Annotated in this window: 16 protein-coding genes and 1 riboswitch; of the genes, 9 read left to right on the top strand and 7 right to left on the bottom strand. The window is 55.6% G+C overall.

The window, feature by feature from the left end; genetic code table 11:
* Positions 1–17 precede the first annotated feature (17 nt).
* Entirely contained in the window at positions 18–890 is an 873-nt protein-coding gene (gene rluF / locus GY169_RS22085; RefSeq protein WP_167577130.1) for a 23S rRNA pseudouridine(2604) synthase RluF, read from the top strand.
* Here the strand turns inward: rluF and GY169_RS22080 are convergent.
* The 3 genes from GY169_RS22080 to rtcR all read right to left on the bottom strand — a co-directional run bounded on the left by GY169_RS22080 (position 887) and on the right by rtcR (position 3,919).
* Positions 887–1,159, bottom strand: a complete 273-nt coding sequence (locus GY169_RS22080) for a DUF3811 domain-containing protein (RefSeq protein WP_064546605.1) — start codon at positions 1,157–1,159, stop codon at positions 887–889. The two genes, rluF and GY169_RS22080, sit on opposite strands and share 4 nt — an antisense overlap.
* A 141-nt stretch (positions 1,160–1,300) precedes the next feature.
* Positions 1,301–2,227 carry a ketopantoate/pantoate/pantothenate transporter PanS gene (gene panS / locus GY169_RS22075; RefSeq protein WP_167577129.1) on the bottom strand — a complete coding sequence of 309 codons (927 nt, stop codon included), beginning with the start codon at positions 2,225–2,227 and terminating at the stop codon, positions 1,301–1,303.
* Positions 2,228–2,338: 111 nt separating this feature from the next.
* The gene (rtcR, locus tag GY169_RS22070; protein WP_167577128.1) at positions 2,339–3,919 is read right to left on the bottom strand and encodes an RNA repair transcriptional activator RtcR; all 1,581 of its coding nucleotides are present in this window, start codon (positions 3,917–3,919) and stop codon (positions 2,339–2,341) included.
* 451 nt (positions 3,920–4,370) lie between these two features.
* Between rtcR and GY169_RS22065 the strand changes: the two genes are divergently transcribed.
* Entirely contained in the window at positions 4,371–5,498 is a 1,128-nt protein-coding gene (locus GY169_RS22065) for a slipin family protein (protein ID WP_167577127.1), read from the top strand.
* A gap of 8 nt (positions 5,499–5,506) precedes the next feature.
* Positions 5,507–6,292 (top strand): nucleotidyltransferase domain-containing protein, encoded by a 786-nt coding sequence (locus GY169_RS22060; protein ID WP_167577362.1) that lies wholly within the window; start codon positions 5,507–5,509, stop codon positions 6,290–6,292.
* Positions 6,293–6,378: 86 nt separating this feature from the next.
* On the opposite strand, the gene lysC is transcribed toward GY169_RS22060, so the two are convergent.
* The gene (gene lysC / locus GY169_RS22055) at positions 6,379–7,728 is read right to left on the bottom strand and encodes a lysine-sensitive aspartokinase 3 (RefSeq protein WP_167577126.1); all 1,350 of its coding nucleotides are present in this window, start codon (positions 7,726–7,728) and stop codon (positions 6,379–6,381) included.
* 115 nt (positions 7,729–7,843) lie between these two features.
* A riboswitch (Lysine riboswitch) is annotated at positions 7,844–8,041 on the bottom strand.
* A gap of 244 nt (positions 8,042–8,285) precedes the next feature.
* Between lysC and pgi the strand changes: the two genes are divergently transcribed.
* From pgi to GY169_RS22030, 5 genes are all read left to right on the top strand, one after another.
* Positions 8,286–9,935, top strand: a complete 1,650-nt coding sequence (gene pgi, locus GY169_RS22050; RefSeq protein WP_163447555.1) for a glucose-6-phosphate isomerase — start codon at positions 8,286–8,288, stop codon at positions 9,933–9,935.
* A 337-nt stretch (positions 9,936–10,272) separates the two neighbouring features.
* Positions 10,273–10,518 (top strand): exopolysaccharide production protein YjbE, encoded by a 246-nt coding sequence (gene yjbE / locus GY169_RS22045; RefSeq protein WP_163447554.1) that lies wholly within the window; start codon positions 10,273–10,275, stop codon positions 10,516–10,518.
* Positions 10,519–10,594: 76 nt separating this feature from the next.
* Positions 10,595–11,221, top strand: a complete 627-nt coding sequence (locus GY169_RS22040) for a YjbF family lipoprotein (protein ID WP_167577125.1) — start codon at positions 10,595–10,597, stop codon at positions 11,219–11,221.
* Positions 11,215–11,952, top strand: coding sequence for a capsule biosynthesis GfcC D2 domain-containing protein (locus tag GY169_RS22035; RefSeq protein WP_167577361.1), 738 nt, complete (start codon positions 11,215–11,217; stop codon positions 11,950–11,952). The genes GY169_RS22040 and GY169_RS22035 overlap by 7 nt, the downstream gene beginning before the upstream one ends.
* Positions 11,952–14,048, top strand: a complete 2,097-nt coding sequence (locus GY169_RS22030) for a YjbH domain-containing protein (protein ID WP_167577124.1) — start codon at positions 11,952–11,954, stop codon at positions 14,046–14,048. Before GY169_RS22035 ends, GY169_RS22030 begins: the two co-directional genes overlap by 1 nt.
* A 40-nt stretch (positions 14,049–14,088) precedes the next feature.
* On the opposite strand, the gene GY169_RS22025 is transcribed toward GY169_RS22030, so the two are convergent.
* Positions 14,089–14,544 carry an acyltransferase gene (locus GY169_RS22025; protein WP_065357780.1) on the bottom strand — a complete coding sequence of 152 codons (456 nt, stop codon included), beginning with the start codon at positions 14,542–14,544 and terminating at the stop codon, positions 14,089–14,091.
* Positions 14,545–14,756: 212 nt separating this feature from the next.
* Between GY169_RS22025 and psiE the strand changes: the two genes are divergently transcribed.
* Entirely contained in the window at positions 14,757–15,167 is a 411-nt protein-coding gene (psiE, locus tag GY169_RS22020; RefSeq protein WP_064546622.1) for a phosphate-starvation-inducible protein PsiE, read from the top strand.
* A 114-nt stretch (positions 15,168–15,281) separates the two neighbouring features.
* On the opposite strand, the gene malG is transcribed toward psiE, so the two are convergent.
* Entirely contained in the window at positions 15,282–16,172 is an 891-nt protein-coding gene (gene malG, locus GY169_RS22015; protein WP_064546624.1) for a maltose ABC transporter permease MalG, read from the bottom strand.
* A gap of 14 nt (positions 16,173–16,186) precedes the next feature.
* Positions 16,187–17,731 (bottom strand): maltose ABC transporter permease MalF, encoded by a 1,545-nt coding sequence (gene malF / locus GY169_RS22010; protein ID WP_167577123.1) that lies wholly within the window; start codon positions 17,729–17,731, stop codon positions 16,187–16,189.
* Positions 17,732–17,796 lie beyond the last annotated feature (65 nt).

Raw genomic sequence — 17,796 nt, 5'->3', positions numbered from 1 at the left:
CTGCCAAAGGAGAACTTATGCTGACAGACTCATCAACCCGATTAAATAAATATATCAGCGAAAGCGGTATCTGCTCGCGCCGCGAGGCGGATCGCTTTATTGAACAAGGCAACGTTTTTATCAACGGTAAGCGTGCCACGATAGGCGATCAGGTGAAGCCGGGCGACGTTGTGAAAGTCAACGGTCGGTTGATTGAGCCGCGTGAAGCGGATGATTTAGTGCTGATTGCGCTGAATAAGCCTGTCGGTATTGTCAGCACCACCGAAGACGGCGAGCGTGACAACATCGTCGACTTCGTTAACCACAGCAAACGCGTGTTCCCGATTGGCCGTCTGGATAAAGACTCCCAGGGGCTGATTTTCCTCACCAACCATGGCGACCTGGTCAATAAGATCCTGCGTGCGGGCAACGACCACGAAAAAGAGTATCTGGTCACGGTCGATAAGCCCGTCACCGATGATTTTATTCGCGGTATGGGTGCGGGCGTACCGATTCTCGGCACCGTGACGAAGAAATGTAAGGTGAAGAAAGAGGCGCCGTTTGTCTTCCGCATCACCCTTGTGCAGGGGCTGAACCGGCAGATTCGCCGCATGTGCGAACACTTTGGTTATGAAGTCACTAAGCTTGAGCGTACGCGCATTATGAACGTTAGCCTGACGGGGATTCCGCTGGGCGAGTGGCGTGACCTGACGGACGATGAACTCATCGATCTCTTTAAACTGATTGAAAACTCTTCTTCCGAAGCCAAACCAAAAGCGAAAGCTAAACCGAAAACGGCGGGTATTAAGCGCCCGGTGGTGAAGATGGAAAAAACCAGCGATAAGCCAGCTCGCCCGGCGGGTAATGGTAAACGCTTCACCGCGCCGGGACGTAAAAAGAAAGGGCGTTAACGTCTGCCGCGCGTCGGCGTATTCGCCGACCAGGAGAACGAACTTTCGGAATCCGGTTTATAAGCCTGCTGTTTCTTCAACTGGCGGGCTTTTTTTGCGTCTGCTTCACGCTGCACCATCAGCTTATCGATGTACTCCTTTTTCACGCTGTTGGTCTCTGCGTTGGTCAGCGGACGACCATGCGCAATGCGCGCACGGTCGAGCAGCGTTTTCAGCTCACGCTGTTCGCGCTCGGTCATCTCTTTTTGCGTAATGCGGGGGAGTGCCATAGGGGTGCCCTCTGTCGGATGGTGCAACCAGTGTACGGCAAAGGGCGAAGGCTGTGTAGGCCGGATAAGGCGTTTACGCCGCCATCCGGCAATGCGCTTGCAGTGTGCCCGATGGCGCTACGCTTATCGGACCTACAGCGGTTATTGTTGCTTTTTCTTCTCGATAGGCTTCCCGGACCAGTATCCCGCCAGCAGCGAACCCGACAGGTTATGCCACACCGAGAACAACGCGCCAGGCAGCGCCGCCAGCGGCCCGAAGTAAATTTTACCCAGCGCGGCGGCCAGCCCGGAGTTTTGCATCCCGACTTCAATCGCCAGCGTGCGGCAGGTGGACTCATCGAAGCCAAACAGTTTCCCGCCCCAGTAGCCGCCGAGCAGGCCAATGGTGTTGTGCAGAATCACCGCGATAATCACTACGAAACCAACCGAGGCAATATGCGAGGCGGAACCGGCAACGACCGCGCTGATGATGGCCAGAATACAGACCATGGAGAAGGCGGGGAGATAGGGCTCTACCGCTTTCACCACGCGCGGGAACAGGTGATGAATCACCAGACCGAGCGCAATTGGAATCACCACAATTTGCAGAATGCTCAGCAGCATACCCATGACATCGACCTGAATATGGGCATCCACATACAGCCGGGTCAGCAGCGGCGTGGCGACCACGCCAACCAGCGTGGAGACCGACGAGATGGTGACGGACAGCGCCACGTCACCCTTCGCCAGATAGATCATCACGTTAGACGCCGTTCCGCTGGCGACGCTGCCGACCAGCACCATCCCGGCAGACAGCTCCGGCGGCATATGAAAAATCAGCGCCAGCAGCCATGCGGCGAGCGGCATCACCAGATAGTGCAGGAAGATCCCAGCCGCCACCGGCGCGGGGCGTGACAGTACGCGCTTAAAATCGTCGACCTTAAGATGCACGCCCATGCCGAACATAATCAGCATCAGCAGCGACGGCACCAGCGGGCCAATCGGCGTAAAGGTGGTTGGCGTGAAGTAGGCAATAACAGAGAGCAGCAGCGCCCATAACGGGAACAGCCGGGTGATAGCGGCGAGCATATTGTATTCCTTGCGAACTAGTCGTGTTGTGTTGTTATAAAAAAGCCGGGTTCGAGCCCGGCTATAGTTATTATTTATCGTGTGTTCGAATTTTATTCAAACAAATTATGTTCATGTTCCAGAATGCAGGCTTTCCCAACTCAGCCCAAAACGCGCCAGATATTTGCGTAAGCGGTCAGCGTCATTCGGATTGGTTTTTTTCTGCCGGGAGACGGCAAACAGCTCGCGACCCGCTTCGGATAGCGATGCGCTACGGCGACATACGTCGAGCACAGTTTCTAACTGGCGTCGGTCAAACAGGTCAATTTCTCTTTCCAGCACTGGGGACGATACCGCTATCTGCCAGCTCTCCTGCAAGAGCAAGATCTCTTCTTCAACTAGCGCTAGCGTGATGCGCCCCTGCTCGGCTAGTGTGGCCATGCGCGCGATGGAGGAGCTGAGCTCACGGAAGTTGCCGCGCCACTGCGCCTGAGCTGAACAGGCGAAGGCCAGATAGCGCTCGCGGGCCTCTTTATCAAAGCGAATTTGCGTCTGTTTGAGGCTGGAGAAGCGCTGTAGTTCGTACTCAATATTGGGGGCAATATCTTCCCGCCGCTCTGCCAGGCCGGGCAGGGTAAAGCGCCACATATTGATACGTGCGTAGAGATCTTCCCGGAAACGGCCTTCTGCCATCCATTGCTGCATATCGCGATGTGTACCGGCGATCAGCTGGAAATCGCTGTGAACCTCTTTATCGCTGCCAAAGGGGAAAAAGGTTTTTTCCTCAATGGCTTTCAGCAGCATTGCCTGTTCATCCAGCCCCAATTCGGCGATCTCATCCAGAAATAACACGCCGCCATCGGCTTCACGTAATAGCCCGCTGCGTGGGGTTAGCGCCCCGGTAAACGCCCCTTTGACGTGCCCGAATAACGTCGACATCGCATTGTCTCCGCGGAGGGTGGCGCAGTTGACCGCCACTAGTTTTCCCGCGACGAGATGGCGCGATTGACGTAGCTGGAATATCCGTTTTGCGAGGAAAGATTTCCCCGCCCCGGTGGGGCCGGTCAGCAGAATCGGATCGGTGGAGCGAAGCGCCACCCGTTCGATGCGGTCGATGAGTTTATTGAAGGTCGCGTTGCGGGTATCAATCCCGTCTTTCAGAAAAGAGATCGACTGCGCTTGTTCACGCTGGAAGCGGCTGGTCAGGGTGGAATAGCGGCTTAAATCCAGATCGATAACCGAACAGACTCCTGCGGCGACGGCCTCATCGGATGAACCACTCGGTGCCGGGCTGGATTGCAACAAGCAGGCCGGAAGATAGCGAGCCTCCGTGAGCAGGAACCAGCAAATCTGCGCCACGTGGGTACCGGTAGTGATATGCACCAGATACTCTTCGTTTTCGGTATCAAACTTATAGCGGGTTGCGAAGTCGAGGAATGCGGCGTAAACCTCTTCAAAATCCCATGGATCGTTAATCGTCACGGCGTGAGGCCGTACGTGGGTATGAGGAGATAGCAAGGCAACATCTTCCATCAGCCTTTGCGCCATGCTCTCATCGCGCGGTTGATAGAGTAGCTCCAGCCGGTCGATGGGGAAATCCGGCTGTTGGCAGATCCCGACCGTGGGGCGCCATTTTTTGAACCGGTTAGCCCGTTTACCGCGCTTATCCAGCACCGTTCCCAGCACGCCAATGACTACCCGCCGTTTTTTCATGATTTATCCAAAAGAATAAGCTTCGATATTTAAAGATAAAAAACCAGCGTAGGTCTGGCAATCACCAATACAGGTAATAAAAATAAAATAATTGTTAATCAAATAGTTAAGAAATAATTTCGTTAATGTCTCTTTCTGGCACGCTTCTGGCAATACCTGATATGTCAACAACGCTGAAAACGCAGGGGGTTAAACCTCGCCGGCGCTTCGGAAACGGCAGTGGCTGTATTTCCGACGCGTTCCGTCAGCCGAAGACACACAGTGGGTTCGATTCCCAATTTCATCTTCCAAATGAAAACTGGTTGTTAATCATAGGTATAAATCGAGGTGGTATGTCGTTCTTCCACCTCAAAACAGGCTGCCGGTAATGATGCCGTGCGACAGGCAAAAAGGAATTCCCCTGCCGCTTCGCCCCAGCACCCGCGCCTGACTCACAGTAAGGAAGAAAAGCATGATGAAGAAAATAACCATCCGTAAAGGACAGCTCGGCCTGGTATCCCATAACGGCGATTACCAGCGGGTGCTGGAAGCTGGTGAGCACCGTTTACCGTGGTTTAACACGCCCGATGTGCTAGTGGTGAACACCGATGGCAGTGAAGTACCGGAGGCACTGGCGACCTATTTACGCCGATTCCAGCCTGAGTGGGTAGCCCATTACTGCCTGGCGGTAGATTTAAACGACACAGAAGCCGGTGCGTTGTATATCAACGATATCTTGCACGAGATATTGCCGCCCGCTACGCGTCGGCTTTACTGGCGTGCCGATGAGGCATTAGTGCTGGTTCGTCTGGATACACGTCAGGTACAGGTGCCAACGGAGATTATGAATGCGGTATTACAACCTCGCCGAAGCGGTACGGTAAAAGGGCGCGAAGCGATGTTAACGGTTCAGGTTCCGGCATGGCATGTGGGGGTCCTCAAAATTGACGGCGAGACGCAGGCACTGCTGCCGCCGGGTCTGACGGCATACTGGAAGGTGAACCATCTGATTGACGCGGAAACGGTCGATACTCGCTTGCAGGCACTGGAAGTGAGCGGGCAGGAGATTCTGACCAAAGATAAGGTCAACCTGCGCCTTAATCTGGCGGCAAACTGGCGGTATCACGATGTGCTGCAGGCGTTTGGGCAACTGACTAAACCGGTAGAGCACTTGTACCGCGAACTACAGTTTGCGCTGCGTGAAGCGGTTGGTACCCGAACGCTGGATGCGCTGCTGGAAGATAAGCAGGTTATTGATGATGTGGTGAGTGCGCAGGTGAAAAAACGCGTCGCGCCGTTTGGTATTGAGGTGGCGTCGCTGGGCGTGAAGGATATCGTACTGCCTGGCGATATGAAGACCATTTTATCGCAGTTGGTTGAAGCCGAAAAATCGGCGCAGGCCAACGTGATACGTCGACGCGAAGAGACGGCCGCCACACGCTCGTTGCTGAACACGGCGAAGGTGATGGAAAACAACCCGGTTGCGCTACGTTTAAAAGAGCTGGAAACCCTCGAAAGAGTGGCGGAGCGCATTGATAAAATCTCGGTATTCGGTGGTCTTGACCAGGTTCTCCATGGCCTTGTGAACATAAAAGGATAATAACAATGATGCGAGAAAATGGCGTTGATGCGACGATGCGCGAGCGCGTGTTGCAGCAGCTAAAAGCGGTGGAGCAGCGCGACAATGTCAGGGTGCTGTACGCGTGTGAATCAGGGAGCCGCGGGTGGGGATTTGCCTCGCCAGACAGCGATTATGACGTTCGATTTTTGTACGTCCATCCGCCTGAATGGTACCTGCGCGTTGAGGCTCCACGGGATGTTATTGAGCTGCCCATCGATGATGAACTGGATGTCTGCGGCTGGGAGTGGCGTAAAGCGCTGGGCTTACTCAAAGGGGCTAACCCAACGCTGATCGAGTGGCTGGACTCTCCGATCGTCTACCAGCAGGATGAGGCAACGATTGATGCGTTAAAAGCGCTGGTACCAAAATGGTTCTCTCCGCTGCGAGCACGTTGGCACTACTATTCGATGGCGCGAAAGAACTTCCGTGGCTATCTGCAGGGCGGAGAAGTCAGGCTAAAAAAATACTTCTACGTACTGCGTCCGTTGCTGGCCGTGCGTTGGGTTGAAGCGGGGAAGGGGGTTCCGCCAATGCGTTTTGCAGATTTGCTGGCGGGAAGCGAGCTGGATGCGTCGCTGCACCAGGAGATAGATGAACTGCTTGAGCGTAAACAGCGTGCGGGTGAAGCGATGTATGGTCCGCGTCGACCGCTGCTACATGCGTTTATCCTGGCTGAACTGGCGCGCGGTGAAACGCCGCCGACGCTGCCTGATAGCCGTGAAGGTGATATCAGCGAGTTAGATCAATTGCTGATGACTACGGTGATGCGATGAGTGGGATACAGCCCGATGGCGCAACGCGATCGGGCGGGTATCAACAACGGTAAGCCGGACTGGCTCTTTGCTATCCGGCTTTTTTGTTATTCAAACAAATTATGGTGAAGTTTCTGCACCACCTGCTCCGCTTCGGCGCCCGGCACCAGGAAACACAGGTTATGGCTGGAAGCGCCATAGCAGATCATGCGGATGTTGAACGGCTCCAGCACGCCAAACACCTCTTTACCCACGCCGCAGGCTTTCGACAGGTCGTTACCAATCAGCGCGATCAGCGCCAGATTTTCTTCTACCTCGACGCGGCACAGCGCCGATAGCTCCATCAGCAGTGACTGCGTCAGCAGCGTGTCGCCGGTTGAGGTGGAACCCGTGGTGTCGAGCGTCAGCGCGACGCTGACTTCCGAGGTGGTGATCAGATCCACCGAAATATTGTGACGCGCCAGGATGCCAAATACCTCAGCGAGGAAACCGCGTGAGTGCAGCATGTTCAGGCTGTGCAGAGTCAGCAGCGTCTGCTTGCGACGCAGCGCCAGCGCGCGGAACAGCGGTGGATTAGCGGTTTCGTTGCACACCAATGTGCCACCTGCTTTCGGGTCTTTGCTTGAGCCGACAAACACCGGGATATCACTGCGCACGGCGGGCAGCAGCGTGGCCGGGTGCAGCACCTTCGCGCCGAAGGTCGCCAGCTCGGCGGCCTCCTCAAAAGCGATTTCATCAATACGTTTGGCAGCCGGTACCACGCGCGGGTCGGTGGTGTAGATGCCGGGGACGTCGGTCCAGATATCCACGCGAGTCGCGTGCAGAGCCTCGCCGAGCAGTGCCGCGGTGTAGTCGCTGCCGCCGCGGCCAAGCGTAGTGGTACGGCCCTTGCTCTCGCTGCCGATAAAGCCCTGGGTAATCACCAGTCCTTCGCTCAGACGCGGCGCCAGCTGCTGGGTCGCCAGCTCTGAAAGCGCGGCAACGTCCGGCTCGGCGCGGCCAAAACGATCGCTGGTGCGCATGACTTTACGCACGTCAAACCACTGTGCGGCAACCTGACGCTCACGCAAAATTTCAACGAATAAAAGGGTCGACATTAACTCGCCGTGGCTGACCAGCTCATCAGTTAGCGCGGTTGAGGTTTCTGCCGAGGCGGCTTCCGCCAGCGCGGCGAGATTTTCCAGCAGACGTTCAATTTCGTCGCGGATTACGGCCGGATTGGCCAGACGTTCCAGTACGGCGTTCTGAATGGCGCGGATAACGTCCAGCTTCGCCTGACGTTCCGCGGGCTCCAGCCCTTCGGCCAGCGCCACCAGCAGGTTGGTAATGCCCGCCGAGGCAGACAGCACCACGAGACGCACGTTAGCGTCGGAGAGCACCACGTCGGCGCTGCGATTCATAGCGTCAAAATCGGCTACGCTGGTTCCGCCAAATTTGGCGACTACTAATGCTGTCATAAATAACCTCGTGTCAGGGGAGGCCGGGTTGATATAAACCGGACCAAATTATTCAGCCTTGGCACAAGGGAAGAGCGGAAGACGGGTGGGCGCAGAGCACTAGACGACTACGATATCACCCAGAAGTGCTCCACCACTTGTGAAACGCGCGACTGCGAACGTTTCTGGTGACAACCCAGGGGATTCAGCCCCTGTAGCCGATGAGGAACGCAACCTGTTGTTCACTCATCTCGGCGTTGCTCCCCCTCAGGTGTTTTCACAGGATGGGTTCCTCCAACACCGTTTACCTGGGCAACGCGCCTCTTCTGGCCTGCGCACGCGCAGGTAGTACATTTATAAATAAAGGGTTAGCAGGTCGCTTGTCAACGCCGGGGTTATGCGGATTTTTCATGCAGGCAGGCGCCCCAGAAATGGGGCTTATAAAGACTATACTTTTGTCTGTTTTGTGCACGATTTTGTCACGCTGAGGGGGGATAACATTAAAACCATCACAATTTTTTGTGGCAGGCGCTACAATCGAGGACAGTTTCGATTCTTAAATCAGAAGGGTATTGCTAATGAAAAACATCAACCCAACGCAGACCGCTGCGTGGCAGGCACTACAGAAACACTTCGATGAAATGAAGGACGTTACCATTGCGGAACTGTTCGCCAAAGATGGCGACCGTTTTAGCAAGTTTTCCGCAACCTTCGACGATCAGATGCTGGTGGACTTCTCCAAAAACCGCATCACCGAGGAAACGCTGGCGAAGCTGCTGGATCTGGCAAAAGAGACCGATCTGAGCGGCGCGATTAAGTCCATGTTCTCCGGCGAAAAGATCAACCGCACCGAAGACCGTGCTGTGCTGCACGTGGCGCTGCGTAATCGTAGCAATACCCCGATTATCGTTGACGGCAAAGACGTGATGCCGGAAGTGAACGCGGTGCTGGAGAAGATGAAGACGTTCTCCGAAGCCATCATCTCTGGTCAGTGGAAAGGCTACACCGGTAAATCTATTACCGACGTGGTGAACATCGGTATCGGTGGCTCCGACCTTGGCCCGTTCATGGTGACTGAAGCGCTGCGCCCGTACAAAAATCACCTCAACATGCATTTCGTGTCCAACGTTGACGGCACCCACATTGCTGAAGTCCTGAAAACGCTGAACCCGGAAACCACCTTGTTCCTGGTGGCGTCTAAGACCTTCACAACTCAGGAAACCATGACCAACGCCCACAGCGCGCGCGACTGGTTCCTGGCGAGCGCAGGCGACCAGAAGCACGTGGCTAAACACTTTGCGGCGCTGTCCACCAACGGTAAAGCGGTGGGTGAGTTCGGTATCGATACCGCAAACATGTTCGAGTTCTGGGACTGGGTTGGCGGCCGTTACTCTCTGTGGTCGGCGATCGGTCTGTCGATTATCCTGTCTGTCGGCTTCGACAACTTCGTGCAGCTGCTGTCCGGCGCGCACGCGATGGATCAGCACTTCTCCACCACCCCGGCGGAGAAAAACCTGCCGGTACTGCTGGCACTGGTTGGCATCTGGTACAACAATTTCTTCGGCACCGAAACTGAAGCGATTCTGCCGTACGACCAGTATATGCACCGCTTCGCAGCGTACTTCCAGCAGGGCAACATGGAGTCTAACGGTAAGTACGTCGACCGTAACGGCAACAAGGTTGAACACCAGACCGGCCCAATTATCTGGGGCGAACCGGGCACCAACGGCCAGCACGCGTTCTATCAGCTGATTCACCAGGGCACCAAAATCGTACCGTGCGATTTCATCGCTCCGGCCATCAGCCACAACCCGCTGTCCGACCACCATCCGAAGCTGCTGTCTAACTTCTTCGCCCAGACTGAAGCGCTGGCGTTCGGTAAATCCCGTGAAGTGGTTGAGCAGGAATACCGCGATCAGGGTAAAGATCCGGCAACCCTGGACTACGTGGTGCCGTTCAAAGTGTTCGAAGGCAACCGTCCGACCAACTCCATCCTGCTGCGCGAAATCACCCCGTACAGCCTAGGGGCGCTGATTGCCATGTATGAACACAAAATCTTCACCCAGGGCGCAATCCTCAACATCTTCACCTTCGACCAGTGGGGCGTTGAGCTGGGCAAACAGCTGGCAAACCGCATCCTGCCGGAGCTGAACGATGATAGCGCCGTCGACAGCCACGACAGCTCGACCAATGGCCTGATCAACCGCTATAAATCCTGGCGCGCGTAAGGTTATATATTCTCAATGCCGGCATCCTGCCGGCATTTTTTTTGTCAGATAATTCTGTATATCCTGAAATTCCGCATTATATTTATATTGAGCATAATCCTAAATATCCTATTAACTTACCTTCCCTTTCGGATTTTCCGTATATTGCTATTTTTAAAATGTCATTTAATTTGCTGTTTTATATATCAATTAATATTTATTAACTCCTGTTTTCTTATTATCTGAAAAACCTTTCTCTTATTTCCGGCGTGCGAATTCCGTTCATTTGGTTGTGTATACTCGATGACGCCTGAATTATTTCAGGTATATCTCCATTCATCTAATGAAGGGAATACGTATGAAGAAAATCCTCTATGGCATTTTTGCCATTTCGGCGTTTGCTGCGGCAAGCGTCAGCGCGGCGCCGGTTGAAACCGGCGAAGCGGCTGGCGTAGCGGCAACGTCTGTGTCTGCCGGGAGTTCAACCGCCACCAGCGCCAGCACCGTAGGTTCTGCGGTCGGTATGGCGCTGGCAGCGGCTGGCGGTGACGGTTCCAATACCGGAACCACGACCACAACCAGCACGACCACCAGTACCCAGTAACACACGGTACTTTAATGCTAACCACACTTCGGTGTGGTTATTTTGCCCCTGGAGAAGAAGCGCCGTGAAGCGACTTATGATTCCTCTTTTTTGCCTGCTGCTTCAGGCGTGTTCACCCAGCACCAAGGGGCTGGGGCAATCGTTATGGAGCAGTATGTTTGGTACGTCGGGCGTGCAGCTGACCGACGATGACATCCAGAATATGCCCTACGCCAGCCAGTACATGCAATTGAACGGCGGCCCGCAGATTTTTGTCGTGCTGGCCTTCTCGGAGAACGGCCAGCAGAAATGGCTCACGCAGGACCAGGCGATGCTGGTGACTCAGCGTGGGCGTCTGGTGAAAACGCAGCTCGCGGGCGATAACCTGCTGACGGTGAATAACCTCGATAACGATCCGCTGGCGCATCCCAATCAAATAACCGATGGCACGCGCTGGGCCCGTACGATGGGCTGGACGGAACACCAACAGGTACGCTATGCCACCGCGACGTCCACCTTCCGCTGGGACGGCAGCGACACGCTGACGATGGGCAGCGAGAGCACGGCGGTGCGCGTGCTGGAAGAAGAGGTAACCACCTCCGAAGCTCATTGGCGTAACCGCTATTGGGTGGACAGCGACGGGCAGATTCGCCAGTCAGAGCAGTACCTTGGCGCAGGTACTTTCCCGGTGAAAACCACGCTTATCAAGGCGGCAAAATCATGAAAAAAACGTTAATTGCCGCCGTGTTACTGAGCGTTATCTCCGCCGCGCAGGCGGCGGGCACCATTGAAGTCCATCAGGAAGGGGTGGCAAAACCGCTGACATTAACCAACGCCGAGCGCCTGGTAGACCTGGTGGGCCAACCGCGGCTGGCCGGAAGTTGGTGGCCCGGCGCGGTCATTGCCACGCCGCAGGCAACCGCCAAAGCGGAACGTGAACACCAGGCACTGCTGGCGCAGCTTGCAGCGCTGGCGGCAGATGAAGGGGGAAGTAGCGCTGGCGCGATCAACGCCCTGCGAAATCAACTCCAGGCTATGCCGGTAACAGGCCGCCTGCTGGTGCCGCTGGACCCGGATACGGTTCGCGTACACAGCGAAAAGAATCCACCGCTGCAGGGGAACTATACCCTGTGGCTAAGGCACGAGCCGTCGACCATCACCCTGGTAGGGCTGGTGGATAAACCTGGAACGATGACCTTTACGCCAGGGCGCGATGTGGCCAGCTACCTCGAGGATATCAACCTGCTGAGCGGCGCGGACCGTAGCTACGCCTGGGTGATTTATCCGGACGGACGTACACAGAAAGCGCCGGTAGCGTACTGGAATAAACGCCATATCGAACCCATGCCCGGTAGTCTTATTTTTGTCGGTTTTGCCGACGCGTTGTGGACGAACAAGTATGAGGCGCTCAACGCCGACATTCTTCGCTCCCTGTCGCAGCGGAGACCTGAATAATGCCTAAACAATGTCTATATAGCCTGCTGGCGCTCGCGGTCAGCGCGGCCTGTCATGCGGAAACCTTTCCCGCGCCGATTGGCCCATCGCAGTCAGATTTCGGCGGCGTAGGGCTGTTGCAAACGCCCACGGCGCGCATGGCGCGTGAGGGTGAATTCAGCCTTAACTATCGTGATAACGACCAGTATCGCTACTACTCCGCTTCAGCGCAGCTGTTCCCGTGGCTGGAAACGACCCTGCGCTACACCGACGTGCGCACCAAAAAATACAGCGACGTTGAAGCGTTCTCCGGTTCGCAAACATACAAAGATAAAGCCTTTGACGTGAAGCTGCGCCTGTGGGAAGAGAGCTACTGGTTGCCGCAGGTCGCCGTCGGCGCGCGGGATATCGGCGGTACCGGGTTGTTCGATTCGGAATATGTTGTGGCCAGCAAAGCCTGGGGGCCGTTTGATTTCACGCTGGGTTTAGGCTGGGGTTACCTGGGCACCAGCGGCAACGCCACTAACCCGTTCTGCTCGTACAGCGATAAATATTGCTATCGCGATAACAGCTATCGCAAAGCGGGTTCGATTGACGGCAGTCAGATGTTCCACGGCCCGGCGGCCTGGTTTGGCGGGATTGAATATCAGACACCGTGGCAGCCGTTGCGTTTAAAACTGGAGTATGAAGGCAACAACTACCAGCAGGATTTCGCCGGTAAAATTGAGCAAAAGAGCAAGGTTAACGTCGGCGCCATTTATCGCGTTACCGATTGGGCCGACGTCAACCTTAGCTATGAACGCGGCAATACCGTGATGTTCGGCTTTACCCTGCGCACCAACTTCAACGATCTGCGTCCGTCGTATAACGACAACGCGCGTCCGGCCTACCGGCCACAGCCGCAGGATGCCATTCTTCAGCACTCGGTGGTGGCCAATCAGCTGACACAGCTGAAGTACAATGCCGGGTTCGCCGCGCCGAATATGCAGGTAAAAGGCGATACCCTCTACGTGACCGGCGAACAGGTGAAATACCGTGATTCACGGGAAGGGATCGAGCGCGCCAATCGGATCGTCATGAACGATCTTCCGGAAGGGATCCGCACGATCCGCATTACCGAAACGCGCCTCAATTTGCCTGAGGTGACCACGGAAACCGATGTCGCCAGCCTGAAGCGTCATCTGGAAGGGGAGCCGCTCGGGCAGGAGACGCCGCTGGCGCAAAAACGCGTCGCGCCGATCGTGCCGGAGAAAACCGAGCAGGGCTGGTATATCGACAAATCGCGTTTTGATTTCCATCTCGATCCGGTGTTGAGCCAGTCTATTGGCGGCCCGGAAAGTTTCTACATGTACCAGGTGGGGGTGATGGGCACGGCGGACTGGTGGGTAACCGATCATCTGCTGACCAGCGGCAGCCTGTTCGCCAACATCGCCAACAACTATGACAAGTTTAACTACACCAACCCGCCAAAGGATTCGGCGCTGCCGCGTGTACGAACTCATATTCGTGATTATGTAGAAAACGATGTCTATGTTAACAACCTGCAAGCTAACTACTTCCAGTACCTTGGCAACGACTTCTATGGCCAGGTGTACGGTGGCTATCTGGAAACCATGTACGGCGGCGCGGGGGCGGAAGTGCTGTATCGCCCGGTTGATAGCAACTGGGCCTTCGGCCTGAACGCCAACTACGTGAAGCAGCGTGACTGGCGCAGCGCGCAGGACATGATGAAGTTCACCGACTACAGCGTGAAGACCGGCCACCTGACCGCCTACTGGACGCCGTCGTTCGCCCAGGACGTGCTGGTGAAAGCCAGCGTGGGGCAGTATCTGGCGGGAGACAAGGGCGGCACGCTGGATATCTCCAAACACTTCGACAGCGGCATTGTGGTGGGCGCTTATGCCACCATTACTAACGTGTCGGCGGATGAGTACGGCGAGGGGGAATTCACCAAAGGAGTGTACGTGAACATACCGATGGATCTCTTCACCTCCGGCCCAACCCGCAGTCGTGCAGCCGTCGGCTGGACGCCGCTGACACGCGACGGTGGGCAGATGCTGGGGCGCAAGTTCGAGCTGTATAACATGACCGGAGATAAGAGCCTGAACTTCCGCTAACGCTTCCGTAGCCCGGATAAGCCACTTGTCCGGGCTACGCTTATAACCTCCGCAGCAACCGCGCGGGGTTCCCGGCGTACACGCCTTTCTCACTGATTGAACGCGTCACCACGCTGCCTGCGCCAATGACCACGCCATCGCAGATCGACACCGAGAGAATGGTTGCGCCACTGCCAATGGAGACATTGTCGCCGATAGCGATCCGTCCCCAGCTTTCACGGTCTGCGTTTGGCTTTCCCTCGCGAAACATATCGTTGGCAAACATGACCCCATGGCCGATAAAGCAGCCTCGCCCGATGGTGACATATTCACAGATAAAAGTGTGCGACTGGATTTTAGTCTCGTCGCCAATCCAGCTGTTGCCCTGGATTTCGACAAACGGACCGACGAACACGTTGTTACCCAGCGTGCAGTCGTAAAGATTGGCGGGTTCATAAATGACGACGTTGTCGCCGCGTACCACATTGCGGATGGCGACCTGGCGGAGTGAGTGCATAGTATCCCTCTGATAAAAAACGTTCTCCTTAAGTGTAGCGCGGCAGGAAGAAGCGCTACTGATAAGCATAGAGTCGAAAAATTTCCCCTCTTTATCAGACTCATTTTTATCTGTTGCTGGGGAAAACAGCGAAAAGGTGGCGATAAAAACTAGATCTGGATCACGTTTTTGCGCTATACAGGAATCTCGGCCCAGCGAAAGAGGTGCTAGCTATGACGTCACTGACTCGCCCACGCGTAGAGTTTATCTCCACCATTTTGCAGACCGTGTTGAATTTGGGTCTGCTCAGCCTTGGTCTGATTCTGATCGTTTTTCTCGGTAAAGAGACGGTTCATCTGGCCGATGTGCTATTCGCGCCGGAACGCACCAGCAAGTATGAGCTGGTGGAGGGGCTGGTGGTTTACTTCCTCTATTTCGAATTTATCGCTCTGATTGTGAAGTACTTTCAGTCAGGCTTCCATTTTCCCCTGCGTTACTTTGTCTACATCGGCATTACTGCGATTGTGCGGTTGATTATCGTCGACCATAAGTCGCCGTTGGATGTGCTGATTTACTCTGCCGCGATTTTGCTGCTGGTGATTACGCTATGGCTGTGTAACTCCAAACGTCTGAAGCGAGAGTAGGCCTTATCAGGTCATACGGTAGGCAAAAAAAAGGGCGCTCCGTAGAGCGCCAAACAGTCACAAGTTAGGGTTCGTTCAAGTTGAGGATAATAGCAGTGGCATTGCTGATGAAACTTAGCCCTTCACGCCGCCGGCCGTGAGGCCGTTTACCAGCCAACGCTGCGCGAGCAGGAAGACCACGGTAATAGGGATGGCGGAAAGGACTGCCGCAGCGGCAAAGTCGCCCCACAGATAGTTTTGTGGGTTGAGGTATTGCTGCATACCTACGGCGAGGGTGTAGCTGTTCACATCGCGCAGCAGGAGCGATGCAACCGGTACTTCGGTAATGGCGGCGATAAACGACAGGATAAACACCACCGCCAGAATCGGTACGGAGAGTGGCAGCAGTACCAGGCGGAAGGCCTGCCACGGGGTCGCGCCGTCCAGCGCGGCCGCTTCTTCCAGCGAGCCGTCAATCGTTTCGAAATAGCCTTTAATCGTCCACACGTGCAGCGCAATGCCGCCAAGGTAGGCGAAGATCACGCCGCCGTGGGTGTTCAGGCCGATAAACGGAATGTACTGGCCCAGACGGTCAAACAACGCGTACAGAGCAACCAGTGACAGCACCGCCGGGAACATCTGGAAAATCAGCATCCCTTTGAGCAGCGTAGCCTTGCCCGGGAAGCGCATACGGGCAAAAGCGTAGGCGCAGGTGGTGGACAGCGCCACGATGCCAATCGCGGTGATACCGGCGATTTTTACCGAGTTCCACAGCCACAGCAGCACCGGGAACGGCGGCGGAGTGACGCGGCCATCGGCGTGTTCAACGCTGAAGCCCAGCGCCAGTTTCCAGTGCTCCCAGGAGATCTGTTCCGGGATAAGACTGCCGGTGGCGAAGTTCCCTTCACGCAGCGAGATAGCGATAACCATCAGCAGCGGGAACATGATCGCCGCGATAAAAATCAGCAGCAGCAGATGCGTGGTAAAGAGACGCAGTTTCTGAGATTTGGGTTGTACCATAGCCATGTTCGTTGTCTCCCTTAATCAAACTTCATACGCGTGGCTTTCAGGTTCACGATGGCCAGTGCGCCTACCAGCAGGAAGATCAGCGTGGCAATCGCCGCCGCCAGACCGAAGTCCTGGCCGCCGCCGCCTTCAAAGGCGATGCGGTAGGTGTAGCTCACAAGCAGGTCGGTATAACCGGCTGGCGTGGTGGTGCCGAGACGGTCCGGGCCACCGTTGGTCAACAGCTGAATCAGCACGAAGTTGTTAAAGTTAAAGGCGAAGCTGGCGATCATCAGCGGCGTCAGCGGCTTAATCAGCAGCGGGAACGTAATCTTAAAGAAGTTCTGGAACGGACCGGCGCCATCCATTGCCGAGGCTTCGTACAGGTCGTCCGGAATCGCCTTCAGCAGGCCCATGCACAGAATCATCATGTACGGGTAGCCCAGCCAGGTGTTGACGATAACAATCATCGAACGCGCGGTGGTTGGGTCGCTGAACCAGGCCGGTTTGATACCGAACAGGGCGCTCAGCATCATGTTGATTTCACCGAAGCTCTGGTTAAACAGCCCTTTGAAAATCAGAATCGAGATAAACGACGGTACAGCGTACGGTAAAATCAGCAGCACGCGGTAGATGGCTTTGCCCTTCAGCGCTTCCCACTGTACCAGGCAGGCCAGCACCATGCCGACGGCGACGGTCAGGATCACGGTCAGCACCGAGAAGACCACCGTCCAGACGAAGATGGCGACGAACGGCTTCTGGATGCCCTCGTCGGTAAAGACGCGGGTGAAGTTATCCCAGCCGATACCGACGGTGTAGCCTGGGCTTAACTTCTCGGTACCCCAGCTGCCGTCGGCGTTAACGGTTTGGTAGAAACCAATGTCGTTGTTGGCGCGGTATTTCACACCAGTCTGGTTATTGGTCAGCAAGCCATCGTCGGCCAGCGTGTAGAGCGGCTGGGTGCCGGAGAACTGGCGCAGCGAGCTCATGGTGACTTTGCTTTCATCCGGCAGAACGGCGGTCAGCTGGTTCAGCGCCTGGCGGTTCTGGGTAATCACGCGCAGCTGCGCACGTTCACTGCCCGGCAGCGCTTCGGTTTCTTTTAACTGCAGTTTCTGCTCGCCGCCAATTTTAAAGGCGTCGGAGAGGTAGTTTTTCCCGCTTTCACCGTCGGTGAGGGCCAACTGCCACTCGTCGCCCGCCGGGAAGAGGCTGAAATTATAGGATTTGCCCGCCTGATAGCTGCGGTCCATCAGGACCTGCTGGGCGCGCTCAAAGGTAAGCTGGTTAGTGCTGCTGTAGTTGGTAAAGGCAATGGCGATGGTACAAATCAGCGGGAACAGGACGAACAGCCCCATCCCGGCCATGCCAGGGTAAACGTAGCGCCAGGCGTAGGTCTTACGGTTGGCGAAAATATACAGGCCCGCTGAGCTTAAGATCAGCGTCATGATGGCAAACAGGTACTCCCCTTGTGCGTACATTAAAACTACAAGGTAACCCACCAGCAGGCCCAGCAGACCAATCACTGACCATTTCAGCGTGTCGCTTTGCCACCAATGATTCTTTTTAATGACATCCATGGGGATCTTCCTCTACAGCGATTTAAACAACCCTCACCCCGTCCCTCTCCCTGAGGGAGAGGGGG

Origin of the sequence: Kluyvera genomosp. 3, assembly GCF_011765685.1 — a bacterium.
GTDB classification, from domain to species: domain Bacteria; phylum Pseudomonadota; class Gammaproteobacteria; order Enterobacterales; family Enterobacteriaceae; genus Kluyvera; species Kluyvera georgiana_A.
This window is presented reverse-complemented; position numbering and strand designations above follow the sequence as displayed.